The organism is Streptomyces sp. NPDC051243 (genome assembly GCF_044455405.1).
In the GTDB taxonomy this organism is placed as follows: Bacteria; Actinomycetota; Actinomycetes; order Streptomycetales; family Streptomycetaceae; genus Streptomyces.
In genome coordinates, this window is the sequence record NZ_JBITES010000017.1 from 237,193 (window position 1) to 249,393 (window position 12,201).

A 12,201-nucleotide genomic window follows, 5' to 3' on the forward strand; every position below is an offset into this window, starting at 1 on the left:
GCGTGATCCGGCGAGGCGATCGGGCGCGGGACCTAGGTCGTGTCCGCAAAGTCCCGTCGTCCGCCCGCGGGGCAGGCGGGACTTTGCGGACACGGCCTAGGACCCAGGCACGCGCGAGCTTCGGTCCCGCGCCCGATCCCGCCCCGCCGGCAGGCCGCATAGCGTCCCGTTCATGGATACGAGCGAGACGAACAACACGAGCGGGACGGGCAGCACGAGCGGTACGGGCAACGGCGGCGGACAGCTCGAAGAAGCCCTGCAACGCCTCCACGCATCCGGCCCCGAACGAGACGGCTGGCTGTCCAACCACGCGCCCATGGTCGTCGAAGCCCTCGCCGCGCACGGCCGGGCGGGGGCCGTCCACCACTGGCTGGACCTCTACCGCGACCGGCTGGAGGACTTCCCCGCCCGCGTCGCCCCCATCACCGACGACAACTGGGCGTCGGCACTGGGCGATCCACGACGCGTCGCCGACTGGACCGACCACTTCTCCCGCACGCTCGCCGACCACCCCTGGAGGAGCGTCCTCGCCGAGTGGTGGCCGCGCCTGCTGCCCGGGATGTACGGCGGCGCCACCCACACGGTCATCCGGGCCGGCCACGCCGTACGCGCCCTGCTGGCGGGCGAGAACACGCCCCGGCTCACCGAACTCGCGCACGCGCTGGGCTACTGGGCGGCACGCCATCAGCCGGTCGCCGGCGTCACCGCGCTTCCGGGCGCCCCGACCGCCGCCGAGACCCTGGACGCCGTACCGGCGATCGAGCCGGGTCACCTCGGATTCCGCGACCGTCTGGCCGCCGTGCACCGCCTGCCCGCCTGGGCCGGCGACGTCACCGACCCGGACACCGCGAGGGCCCGCCTCGCCGAACTCGTCCGTGCCGCGACCCACCGCTACGCCACCCACGGCCACGGCGAGCCGACCATGCTGGTGCACGCGGCGACCGCACCCAACGCCGTCCTGCGCACCCTCGACGCACTCCCCCGCGACCTGTGGGCGCCGAGCCTGCACGCGGCCTGGACGGCCTCCGCCGCCGTCACCGCGATGTACGGGCCCGTGGAACCGGTCGCCTACCTGCCGCCGACGCGGCTGACGGCCGAGGAGGTCATGGAGAAGGCCCTCGCCCACGGGGACGAACACGTCATCAAGCTCGCCGACACGGCCCTGGACGTCGGGGACGAGCCCGCCCTCGCCGCCGCCCTGCGGGCGGTCGAGATCAGCCGGCCGCTGGTCTGACGTCCCCCTCGGCCAGGGCGTCGCCCAGGGCAGTCCTGCCGTACAGCACGTAGTGGCCCTGCCGCCGGGACACCAGCAGGCCCGCCTCGCGCAGGACCGAGAGATGGGCCGACACGGTCGAGGGGGCGAGGCCGTGGCGGCGGGCCAGCTCCGTCGTCGAGGAGGGGGTGGTGAGGCCGGCGAGGACGGCCGCGCGCTGGTGGCCGAGCAGCCGGGCGAGCGCCCACGGCGGGCGCGGCGCCTCGGCGGTGTGGAGGCGGCCCATGCCTCGCGCGGGGTAGATGACCGTCGGCTGCCAGGGCCGGGCGAAGCCGCTCACCACGTCCGGCCACACGAACACGCTCGGCATCAGCAACACACCTCTGCCGTCCGGGGGTTGTGCGTCCGGTACATCGGCGTACCGGCGCAGGGTGAGGGTGTGGCCGGCCCAGTCGACGGCCGGATGCAGCCCGGTGAGCAGGGCGTCGAGGCCGCCGTCGGCCGCCGCCCGCGAGCGGTGCGCGATGTCCGCCTCGAGGACGGCGCGATGGCGTGGCCAGTCCGGGGCGAGCAGGGCGTGCCAGGCCCGCTCTGTGAGGTCGGCCAGGCGGTGCACGGTGGCGGCGGGGTCGTCGAGCGCGGCACGCCCCTGCGGTGTCTCGGCGAGACCTGGCGTGCAGGCCAGGGAGCGGACCATCTCCGCGTGGGCCAGGGCCGGGTCGGTGGCGCGCATGCGGGCCAGCTCGTCGTCGAAGGAGGGGTACGGCTCGTGCGGGGGCGCGCCGAGGAAGTCCGGGGTGTAGCCACCGGGTGGGGGGACGAACAGCCACAGCGGTGCCAGGTCGAGGGCCGCCACGGTACGGCGTACGCGACGCAGCCAGCCCTGGTGGTAGCCGTGCCGGGACGGGCGGCGGAGCAGGCGCAGCGCCTCGTGCGTCTGGCACAGCGGCGAGATCGCGAACCGGCAGCGCGTGAGGTCGTCGGTGCCGAGGTGCAGGGTCAGCGGCATGGCGGCCCCCATGGTGAGCGGCGGTTCGCCCCGAGCCCGAGGCAGCGGTTCGGCGAGGGCCCGGCCTGTCGAGGGTTCAGGCCCGATGATTCGTCCTCGACCGAAAGAGTAGAGGCGTTCACGCGGAGACCGCACGCTTGCCCCGACTCCCCCTGTTGGAAAGGCGGTTGGATGGGCAGCGTAGGTCCGGCACCGTGGCGGCGTGCCGCCGTCGTCGCGGCGCTGATGCTGGCGGCGTTCACCTTCAACACCACCGAGAACCTGCCGGTCGGCCTGCTCCCGCTCATGGCGGAGGACCTGGGGGTGTCGCTCGCGGCCGTGGGTGCCCTGGTCACCGGGTACGGTCTGACCGTGGCCGTGGCGTCGCTGCCGCTCGCCCATGTCACCCGGTCCGTGCCGCGCCGGTATCTGCTGGCGGGGCTGCTGGGTCTGCTCGCGGTGGCGAGCTGGGTGTCGGCGCTGGGAGCGGTGTCGTACGGAGTGCTGCTGGCCGCTCGGGTGGCGACCGCATTGGCCCAGGCGTTGTTCTGGGCGGTGATGGGGCCGGTCGCGGTCGGTCTGTTCCCGCCGGAGCGGCGGGGGCGGGTCATCGGACTGCTGTCGGTCGGCGGTTCGCTGGCCACCGTGGCCGGGGTTCCGGCCGGTACCTGGCTGGGCGGGCACACCGGCTGGCGCACTCCGTTCGCGCTGCTCGGCGTGCTGGCCGTGATCTCGCTCCTGGCCATCGGCGGGCTGCTGCCGTCGTCCCGGCCGCAGGAGGGTCACTCCGCGTACGGCGCGGCCCCCGACCGGCGCGGGTTCCGCGTGGTGCTGGCCGTCACCGCCCTGTCGGTGACCGGCGCCTTCGCCGGGTTCACCTATGTCGTCGCCTTCCTGGAGGAGGTGAGCGGATTCGGGGAGGACGCGGTGAGTGGCGCGCTGTTCGCCTTCGGCGGGGCGGCGCTGGCCGGGGTCCTGGTGACCGGGCCGCTTTTGGACCGCTTCCCGCGTGCCACGCTCGCCCTGCCGGTGGCGGCCCAGGCGGCGGCCCTGCTCGGCCTCGGGGCGACGGGTCACGTCCCGGCGGTGGCCGTCGTACTGGTCATGCTGCTGGGCGCCTCGGTCTCGACCGTCTTCATGGCGGCGCAGAGCCGGGTGCTGCACGTGGCGCCGGGCCGCACCGAGACGGCCCTCGCCGCCAACTCGGCCGCCTACAACGTGGGCATCGCCGCCGGTGCCCTGCTCGGCGGCGCGCTGCTGTCCTGGGTCGGAGTGCGCGGCACGTTCCTCGTCGGGGGGCTGCTGACGGTGGGGGCGCTCGCGGTGCTTGGCCTTGCGGCGCGGGCGGCCGGGAAGGACGAGGCGGCGGGCGACGGAGGGGCGGGAATGGGGCGGTACCGTGCGGACGCGGGGTTGTGACGGTCTATCGTGTCCGCATGTCCGTCCCTGAACTGATCCGTATCGTCTCCCGCGACTCGCCGATGGCGCTCGCCCAAGTGGAACGTGTCCGCGCCGAGTTGGCGGCCCTGCACCCCGGTGTACGCACCGAGGTCGTGCCGGTGAAGACGACCGGTGACAAGTGGATGGGCGATCTCTCCAAGGTCGAGGGCAAGGGGGCGTTCACCAAGGAGGTGGACGCCGCCCTGGTGGCGGGCGAGGCGGATCTCGCCGTGCACTGCGTCAAGGACGTTCCCGCCGACCGGCCACTGCCCGCGGGGACCACGTTCGCCGCGTTCCTGAAGCGCGACGACATCCGGGACGCCCTCATCCACCCCGGCGGCCTGACGCTGGACGAGCTGCCTGCCGGGACCCGGATCGGCACCTCCTCGGTGCGCCGCGTCGCCCAGCTGGCCGCCACTCACCCGCACCTGGAGTGCGTGCCGTTCCGCGGCAACGCCAACCGGCGGCTGGAGAAGCTGGCCGCCGGTGAGGCGGACGCGCTGCTGCTGGCGGTGTCCGGTCTCGAACGCATCGGCCGGACGGACGTGATCAGCGAGGTCCTCTCCCCCGAGGTGATGATGCCGCCGATCGGTGCGGGCATCCTCGCGCTGCAGTGCCGGGAGGGCGACACGGAGCTCATCGACGCGGTCAGCGGCCTCGGTGACCCGGACACCTACCGGGAGGCCACGGCCGAGCGCATGTCCCTGCACGTCCTGCAGGGGCACTGCAACAGCCCGATCGCCGGGTACGCGCGCGTGGACCGCGGCGGCGAGCTGTCCCTGCGGGCCTGTGTGTTCACCCCGGACGGCAAGACGCGGCTGAACGCCCACGAATGGGCCGGCCGGCTGGACCCGGCCACGCTCGGCACGTCGGTGGCGGTCGCGCTGCTGCGCCAGGGGGCCCGCGAGATCATCGACGGCATCCCGCACTGAGAGCCGGTGTCATATCCCCGGCCGGATCAGCGCGCGGCGTGCCAAGCTCGGTTCGCGCATGGGGGAGGAGCCACGTGGGCGTTTCGGCAACGCGGCTGGGGGTCCTCCTGCTCGAAGAGCTTGGGGGAGTGCGTGCCAGGCGTCGCGCGCCCGGCCGGGGATATGGCACCGGCTCTGAACCGGGCACCCGCACCGGGACACCGGGCGGCGAACCGCTCGCGCGTCAGGCGGTGCCCTCTTCGGCCTGCTCCCGCAGGAAGTCGCTGACCTGGAGCGCGAGGCCGTCCCGCAGGGTGGCGGCGTGGGCTCCGACCGTCTCCTGGAGGCCGAGACCGCCGGTCCACAGCCGGCGGTCGGCCCACTCCTCCTCGACGCGCAGCTGGATCTGGACGTCGACCTGGCCCAGGCTCGCCTCCGGGCCGGCGGCGTACAGCACGGCCGTGGCCCGGCGCAGCGGGTAGACGTCGAAGCCCTCGATGAACTGCGAGTTGCGCCAGTCGATGAACGCGGCCTCGCCGTCGCGGCCGATCCGCACATCGATCTGGCCGTCCTCGAGGTGGATGCCGAGGTGCCTCTCGCCGCGGTTCTCGACGGTGACGCGGATCCTGAAGTAGGTCAGCCCTTCGGCGGCGTCGTCCCGTCCGCGGGGCGGCTCGGCGGCTTCCAGGCGGTGGACGCGGACACGCAGACCGGCATGCTCGTCGTACTCGTGCCAGTCCCCGACCACGTTCGGCTCGTACACAATCCACCTCTCGACCCAGAGAGCTGCTTCCTATCTTTGCGCTCAGTGCACTGTCAAATGAGCAGAATGCGCTGTGGCCAGCCAATTCGCCCCCTTGATCACCGATCAAGCCGTGGGCAGCGAGAATCCGCCCACCGGCCCGCCGGCCGTGTTCACCCACGTGCCGCACATCACGTTCCGCGCCAAGATCGCGACGCCGACAACACACTGTCATTCGACGGCAACAGGTAGTGGTATTCACGAATTTTGTTTCGGATGCCGGTTCAGCGGGGAATGTACGTGTATGTGCTTCGGACCGGAGGCACGTCCGTGGGAGCCGGCCCGCCAGGGTGTTCCTGGATGTCCCCATGAGGTCCGAGTCCGCGCCTCCCATGGTGTCTGTCCAGTCAGCACCTGCTGAGGGAGGTGCGCACTCATGAGTGCCACCACCAGAACGAAGCAGCATCCGCACGACGACGCCCCCGACACCGCCGAGGCGTTCGACCGGCTCGTCGGGCTGTCCGACGGGCCGGAGCGGAAGGAACTCAGGGACGATCTGGTCCGCGCCTGGTTGCCCATGGCCGAGCGGATCGCCGTCCGGTTCAAGGGCCGCGGGGAGTCCCTGGAGGACCTGTACCAGGTGGCCGCCCTGGGACTGGTCAAGGCGGTCGACCACTACGACCCGGCACGCGGTCACGCCTTCGAGGCGTACGCGGTGCCCACCATCACCGGCGAGATCAAGCGGCACTTCCGCGACCACATGTGGACACTGCACGTGCCGCGCCGGGTCCAGGACCTGCGCAACCGGGTGCGGAGTTCCGCGAAGGAGCTGTCCCAGCGGACCCCGGGCCGCGCGCCCACGATCTCCGAGATCGCCGAACACGCGCATCTGACCGTGGGTGAGGTGCGCACCGGGATGGAGGCCCTCGAGTGCTTCTCCGCGCTGTCGCTGGAGGCGGAGATGCCCGGCACGGACGGTTACGCGCTGGGCGACGCGATCGGCGGTCCGGATCCGGCGTACGACGTGGTCGTCGACCGGGTGGCCGTCAAGCCGTGTCTGCAGCGGCTTCCCGAACGTGAGCGGACCATCCTCTACCTGCGGTTCTTCGGCGGGATGACCCAGAGCAGGATCGCGCAGCAGCTCGGCATCTCGCAGATGCACGTGTCGCGGCTGCTGAGCGGCTGCTTCGCCCATCTGCGCGAGGAACTGCTCGCCGAGGCCCGCTGAGCCCGGCGGCCGAGCACCGAAGCGGTGAAAGGGGCGAGGAGTCAGTCCTGTGCCGATCCGGGGATCTGGGTCGGGCCGTAGCGTTCGAGGGCCTCTTCGAGTTCGACGGCGATCTCCGGCGGCATCCTGCCGTCCTTGCCCCAGATGAGAATCAGTTCCGCGACATGGCGGAGCTTGATGTTCGTGTGCTGGGAGACGTCCTTCAGCACCGCCCAGCCCTGGTCCGGCGCCACGCGCCCGAGGGCCACGACCATGCCGATCGCCTGGTCCACCACCGCATGCGAGACGACGGCTTCCTTGAGCTGGTCGACCTGTTCCTCCAGCTCGAGTATCCGGTCCGTCTCGTTCTTGTCGGCGGGCTCGTTCGGTGTCGGTGCCACGTCACCATCCTCGTCGTTTTGCCGGACGCATGCCAGTGAGGCGAAGGGCTGGTCCCCGGCCGTTTCGGCGCTCTGCCGGGGGTACTCGACAGGCCCCGGAACGGTTCCGGCCGGACACTGGGAAAGGACCGGTGGCCGCCGGTCGTGCGAGACCAGGACGCGACTGCCATGAACGATGTGCGAAACCCCCGGGGCACGGCCGAGCTCGTGTCCACCCACTCCGTCTTCGGCGCGCCCTGCTGGGTGAGCCTGACCAGCCGCGACCTGGAAGCCACCCAGGAGTTCTACTCGGCCGTACTGGGCTGGCGCTGGCGGCCGGCCAAACTGGGCGACCGCTTCCGGGTCGCGCTGGCGCAGAGCGTGCCGGTGGCGGGGATCGCGGCGGTCGCCTCGATGTGGCAGATGGCCGTGGCCTGGACGCCGTACTTCGCCGTGCCCAGCGCGGACGAGGCGGTGGCGCGGGTGCAGGAGCGCGGCGGCACCACGGCCGTCGGGCCGCTGTCGCTGCCGCCCGGACGGGCCGCGCTGCTGGCCGACCGGGACGGGGCGACGTTCGGCATCTGGGAGGGGGAGCTCATCTCCAACTGGGAGACCTGGCGCCGGGCCGCGCCCACGTTCATCCGGCTGCACACCCGTGACGCCTTCGACGCCGCGCTCTTCTACGGCGAGGTCCTCGACTGGGCGACGGAGCGGCCCGGCTGCTGCGAGGTCCGCTACGAGGGCGGAGAGGTCGTGCTGCGCAGTGGGGGCGATGTGGTGGCGCGTATCGAGTCGGGTGCGCTGGAGGCCGCGCCGGATCCGACGATCCGGCCGCACTGGCAGGTTCACTTCGCGGTGGACGACGTGGAGGGGTGCACCCGGGCCGCGGAGTTGCACGGGGGCAGTGTGCTGTCGAAGGGCAGTGAGGAGGCTGTGCTCCGCGATCCTGACGGGGCGCAGTTCACGGTTACCTCGCATCGGGAACGCTGACGCTCCGCGGGGAGGGCTTTCACAGGTGCTGTCGTGAGGGTCTCGACAAGAGCACCAGGCTGCGGCGTTCGACCAGCAGGGCGGTGGCCGCCTTGTGTTCCGACTCGTCCGGCGGGCCCTGGGGTTCGGCCGTGTCGATCAACGTGGTCCAGCGTTCGCCGTAGGTGATGTCCGGGAGCTGGAACTCGACCGGTTCCCAGTAGCTGTTGAGCAGGAGCAGGAAGGAGTCGTCCACCACGGGACGACCGCAGGCGTCGGGTTCGGCGATGGCGTCGCCGTTGAGGAAGACCGCCAGGGAGTGGGCGTCGGGGCGGTGCCAGTCGTCGTCGGTCAGTTCGCGGCCGTCGGGCCGCAGCCAGACCAGGTCGGGCAGTGGCTGTTCGGGATGGGTCGCTGTCTCGCCCCGGAAGAAGCGACGGCGGCGCAGGACGGGGTGGGCGGCGCGCAGGGCGATGACGTAGCGGGTGAAGTCGGTGAGCGCACGCTGGTCGTCGGTGGTGCGCCAGTCGATCCAGGAGACGTCGTTGTCCTGGCAGTAGGCGTTGTTGTTGCCGCCCTGGGTGCGGCCGCGTTCGTCGCCGTGGCAGAGCATCGGGATGCCCTGGGAGAGCAGCAGCGTGGCGAGGAAGTTGCGCTGCTGGCGGGCACGCAGTCGCAGTACGGCCGGGTCGCGGGTCTCGCCCTCGACGCCGCAGTTCCAGGAACGGTTGTGGCTCTCGCCGTCCCGGTTGCCCTCGCCGTTGGCCTCGTTGTGCTTGTCGTTGTACGAGACGAGGTCGCGCAGGGTGAACCCGTCGTGCGCGGTCACGAAGTTGACGCTGGCGCGCGGGCGGCGCCGGCTGTGCGCGTACAGGTCGGAGGAGCCGGTCAGCCGGGAGGCGAACTCGCCGAGCGAACCGGGTTCGGCGCGCCAGAAGTCCCGTACGGCGTCCCGGTACTTGCCGTTCCACTCCGACCACAGCGGCGGGAAGTTGCCCACCTGGTAACCGCCCTCCCCCACGTCCCACGGCTCGGCGATCAGCTTGACCCTGCTGATCACCGGGTCCTGCTGGATCAGGTCGAAGAACGCCGAGAGCCGGTCCACCTCGTGGAACTGGCGGGCCAGCGTCGCCGCGAGATCGAAGCGGAAGCCGTCGACGTGCATCTCGGTGACCCAGTAGCGCAGCGAGTCCATGATCAGCTGGAGCACGTACGGGTGGCGCATCAGCAGGCTGTTGCCGGTGCCGGTGGTGTCGTAGTAGTGCGCCCAGTCGCCGTCCACCAGGCGGTAGTAGGAGGCGTTGTCGATGCCGCGGAAGGAGAGGGTGGGGCCGCGCTCGTTGCCCTCGGCGGTGTGGTTGTAGACGACGTCGAGGATCACTTCGAGGCCGGCCGCGTGCAGCGCCTTCACCATCGTCTTGAACTCGTCGACCTGCTGGCCGCGGGTGCCGCGGGCGGCGTAGGCGTTGTGCGGCGCGAAGAAGCCGATCGTGTTGTAGCCCCAGTAGTTGGACAGGCCCCGGTCGAGCAGGACGCCGTCCTGGACGTACTGGTGGACCGGCATCAGCTCGACGGCGGTCACCCCGAGGGACGTCAGGTGTTCGACGACCGCGGGGTGCGCGAGTCCGGCGTAGGTGCCGCGCAGGTCCGGCGGGACGTCGGGGTGGGTGCGGGTGAGGCCGCGGACGTGCGCCTCGTAGATGACGGTGTCGGCGTACGGCCGCCGGGGCGGTCGGTCGTCGCCCCAGTCGAAGTACGGCTCGGTCACCACGCCGAGCATGGTGTGCCCGGCGCTGTCGGCGGGGGACGGGGCGCCCGGGGTGCGTTCGAAGAGGGAGGCGTGGTTGTCCACCCGGCCGTCAACCGCCCTGCTGTACGGGTCGAGCAGCAGCTTCGCCGGATTGCACCGGTGGCCCAGGTCCGGGGCCCAGGGGCCGTGGACCCGGTAGCCGTAGCGCTGTCCGGGGCCGACCCCGGGCAGGTAGCCGTGCCAGACGAAGCCGTCGACCTCGGTGAGCGGAATCGGGGTGTAGCGCTCCTTGTCGTCGACGAGGACGAGTTCGACGCGGTCGGCGACCTCGCTGAACAGGGCGAAGTTGGTGCCCTGTCCGTCGAAGGCGGCGCCCAGCGGATAGGGGTGCCCGCTCCAGGCGGGCACCCCTTTGCACTGGTCCTTGCGGCGCCGTCGCGCGCTCACCGGGCCTCCTCCAGGGCGCCGTCCCGAGTGCCCGCCGCGTCGGCGATGGCCGTGACGGGCACCTCGCGGGGCACCTGAAGCGCCTCCCGCAGGCTGGGCGCGGGCGCCGCCGGGACGAGCGGGGCGTGCTGCCCGGCGCGGGCGCGCTGGGAGAACCAGATGACCTTGCTGCCGGTCTCGGTGGCGCAGCAGCCCCAACCGTCGCTCATCGCGGCCAGGTGCTGCAGGCAGGCACGCAGTTCGTGGTCCGGACGCAGGGCGCGGTCGTTGTCGCCGATGGCGGTGATGAGGTGCTGGCCGTTCCACCACATCTCGATCGAGGTGTTCTTGTCCGTCGCGTGCTCGTCGATGGCCCGCAGCAGCATCTCCGTGCCGTGGCGGACGGGCTCGACAAGCGTCTCCAGGTCCCAGTACCTGAGGTGAGCGGCCAGAATTCGGCTGACCTGACCCACCCGTTCGGGGCTGACTTCCACATCGAGGTGGTAGTAGCAGGGCACTGCGGTCTTCACCGTCGTTACCTCCTCACCGCGCGAGCTCCCGCTCTCCTCGCCCCTGCGGGGCGGGCCCCGAGCACGGAGCGTGAGCACTGATCGCTTCTGAGTCACTCCAGGGTGGGTGCGGTACGCCATTCGTGCAACACGAGCGGGCATCCGAGGTAGTTGAAGCTCCAACAGGACGCTGAGTCGTCGACCATGCACCATGTGTGAAGACCTCGATGCCCGTAACGGAACCCGTGCGTGTACGCGCGCGGGTTCCGCCCGACGGTCGGGAGACGCGGCGTCGAGCAGCCCGGAAGGTGAACGGCGCCATGCTGCTACCGGCCAAAGCCGAAGTCGCCCGGCAACTGCGGCGATACCGGGCCTGGGAGCGCGCCATGCTCGCGGCCCCGGCCGACCATGCGGTGCGCGCCACCTTCGAGGACGCCGGCTACACGCTGTGCGTGCTGATGGGGAAGCGCTGCGCGCGCGAGGCCGCGGACGCGGCGGAACGCTATCTGCGCATCACCCTGGCGGCCTACCTCCGGGAACAGGACGAGCGGCCCCAGCTGCGCGCCGTGGCGCGACGGGGGCCGTCGAGATCACGGCGGTGGCGTTTCCTCGCGGGGAGGTAGCCGCCTTCGGGCGCAGTTGGATCCCCGGCCGGGCCTGGTGCCCGGCCTCGAGCACGGTGGAGGTGAACCATGGGCAGGACCAAGACGAGGACCGGTCGGCGGACCGGGACGATCGGCCGCATCCCGGTACGGGACGTACAGCCGGCCGTGGCGTGCGGCAAGCATCCGGCGAAGGCGGTCGCGGGTGAGACCTTCGAGGTCACGGCCACCGTGTTCCGGGAGGGCCATGACGCCGTGGCCGCCAATGTCGTGCTGACCGATCCGGACGGCCGCCCCGGCCCCTGGACGCCGATGCACGAGGTGGCCCCGGGCAGCGATCGCTGGGGCGCCAAGGTGACGCCGCCGACCGTTGGGCACTGGACGTTTCACGTGGAGGCCTGGAGTGATCCGGTGGCCACGTGGCGCCGTACGGCCCGGATCAAGGTTCCGGCCGGGATCGATGTCGGGCTGGTCCTGGAAGAGGGCGGCGAGTTGTACGAGCGTGCGGCCGCCGGAGTGCCGGACGAGGCGGGGCGGGCGACCGTGCTGGCCGCCGCCGAGGCGCTGCGGGACGACTCGCTGCCGCCGGTGTCGCGGCTGGAGGCGGCGTTCGCGGCGAACGTGGACGCGGTGCTGGGGCGGTATCCGCTGCGGGACCTGGTCACCGCGTCCGATCCGCTGCCGCTGCTGGTGGAACGCGAGCGGGCCCTGTTCGGCTCCTGGTACGAGTTCTTCCCCCGCTCCGAGGGCACCCCCGAACGCCCGCACGGCACCTTCGCCACCGCCGCGCGCCGGCTGCCGGCGATCGCCGCGATGGGCTTCGACGTCGTCTACCTCCCGCCCATCCACCCCATCGGCACCACCTTCCGCAAGGGCCGCAACAACACCCTGTCCGCCGGCCCGGACGACGTCGGCGTGCCCTGGGCGATCGGCTCCCCCGAGGGCGGCCACGACGCCGTCCACCCCGATCTGGGCACCCTGGAGGACTTCGACCGCTTCGTGGCCGCCGCCCGCGAACTGGGCCTGGAGATCGCCCTCGACTTCGCCCTGCAGTGCTCCCCCGA

Annotated in this window: 12 protein-coding genes; 7 read left to right on the forward strand and 5 right to left on the reverse strand. The window is 72.0% G+C overall.

The window, feature by feature from the left end; translation table 11 throughout:
- The first annotated feature begins 172 nt into the window (after positions 1 to 172).
- On the forward strand, positions 173 to 1,234 hold the full coding sequence (locus tag ACIBAG_RS36480; RefSeq protein ID WP_399111231.1) for a questin oxidase family protein: 1,062 nt from the start codon (positions 173 to 175) through the stop codon (positions 1,232 to 1,234).
- On the opposite strand, the gene ACIBAG_RS36485 is transcribed toward ACIBAG_RS36480, so the two are convergent.
- The gene (locus tag ACIBAG_RS36485; RefSeq protein WP_399111233.1) at positions 1,215 to 2,222 is read right to left on the reverse strand and encodes a DUF5937 family protein; all 1,008 of its coding nucleotides are present in this window, start codon (positions 2,220 to 2,222) and stop codon (positions 1,215 to 1,217) included. The genes ACIBAG_RS36480 and ACIBAG_RS36485 overlap by 20 nt on opposite strands.
- A 171-nt stretch (positions 2,223 to 2,393) precedes the next feature.
- Between ACIBAG_RS36485 and ACIBAG_RS36490 the strand changes: the two genes are divergently transcribed.
- Both ACIBAG_RS36490 and hemC read left to right on the forward strand, forming a co-directional pair.
- Complete coding sequence (locus ACIBAG_RS36490) at positions 2,394 to 3,620, forward strand: MFS transporter (RefSeq protein WP_399111234.1); 1,227 nt, start codon at positions 2,394 to 2,396, stop codon at positions 3,618 to 3,620.
- 17 nt (positions 3,621 to 3,637) lie between these two features.
- Entirely contained in the window at positions 3,638 to 4,573 is a 936-nt protein-coding gene (gene hemC, locus ACIBAG_RS36495; protein WP_399111236.1) for a hydroxymethylbilane synthase, read from the forward strand.
- A 223-nt stretch (positions 4,574 to 4,796) separates the two neighbouring features.
- On the opposite strand, the gene ACIBAG_RS36500 is transcribed toward hemC, so the two are convergent.
- Positions 4,797 to 5,315 (reverse strand): hypothetical protein, encoded by a 519-nt coding sequence (locus tag ACIBAG_RS36500; protein ID WP_399111238.1) that lies wholly within the window; start codon positions 5,313 to 5,315, stop codon positions 4,797 to 4,799.
- Positions 5,316 to 5,730: 415 nt separating this feature from the next.
- Here ACIBAG_RS36500 and ACIBAG_RS36505 point away from each other — a divergent pair, with 415 nt between their 5' ends.
- Positions 5,731 to 6,522: an RNA polymerase sigma factor SigF gene (locus ACIBAG_RS36505; protein ID WP_399111240.1), complete on the forward strand. Its 792-nt coding sequence runs from the start codon at positions 5,731 to 5,733 to the stop codon at positions 6,520 to 6,522.
- A 41-nt stretch (positions 6,523 to 6,563) separates the two neighbouring features.
- Here ACIBAG_RS36505 and ACIBAG_RS36510 read toward each other — a convergent pair whose 3' ends face one another.
- Positions 6,564 to 6,902 carry an ANTAR domain-containing protein gene (locus ACIBAG_RS36510; RefSeq protein ID WP_399111242.1) on the reverse strand — a complete coding sequence of 113 codons (339 nt, stop codon included), beginning with the start codon at positions 6,900 to 6,902 and terminating at the stop codon, positions 6,564 to 6,566.
- Positions 6,903 to 7,070: 168 nt separating this feature from the next.
- Between ACIBAG_RS36510 and ACIBAG_RS36515 the strand changes: the two genes are divergently transcribed.
- Positions 7,071 to 7,871 (forward strand): VOC family protein, encoded by an 801-nt coding sequence (locus ACIBAG_RS36515; RefSeq protein WP_399111243.1) that lies wholly within the window; start codon positions 7,071 to 7,073, stop codon positions 7,869 to 7,871.
- Positions 7,872 to 7,890: 19 nt separating this feature from the next.
- Here the strand turns inward: ACIBAG_RS36515 and glgX are convergent, their stop codons facing one another.
- Both glgX and ACIBAG_RS36525 read right to left on the reverse strand, forming a co-directional pair.
- On the reverse strand, positions 7,891 to 10,047 hold the full coding sequence (glgX, locus tag ACIBAG_RS36520) for a glycogen debranching protein GlgX (protein WP_399111245.1): 2,157 nt from the start codon (positions 10,045 to 10,047) through the stop codon (positions 7,891 to 7,893).
- Complete coding sequence (locus tag ACIBAG_RS36525) at positions 10,044 to 10,556, reverse strand: pep a2 (RefSeq protein ID WP_399111246.1); 513 nt, start codon at positions 10,554 to 10,556, stop codon at positions 10,044 to 10,046. Before ACIBAG_RS36525 ends, glgX begins: the two co-directional genes overlap by 4 nt.
- 299 nt (positions 10,557 to 10,855) lie before the next feature.
- On the opposite strand from ACIBAG_RS36525, the gene ACIBAG_RS36530 reads away from it, so the two are divergent.
- Together ACIBAG_RS36530 and ACIBAG_RS36535 are read left to right on the forward strand one after the other, a co-directional pair.
- A complete protein-coding gene (locus ACIBAG_RS36530; protein WP_399111247.1) occupies positions 10,856 to 11,158 on the forward strand; it encodes a DUF5133 domain-containing protein in 303 nt (100 codons plus the stop codon).
- A gap of 69 nt (positions 11,159 to 11,227) precedes the next feature.
- Positions 11,228 to 12,201 (forward strand): maltotransferase domain-containing protein (locus ACIBAG_RS36535; RefSeq protein WP_399111249.1); only part of this gene is annotated, 974 nt, incomplete at its 3' end.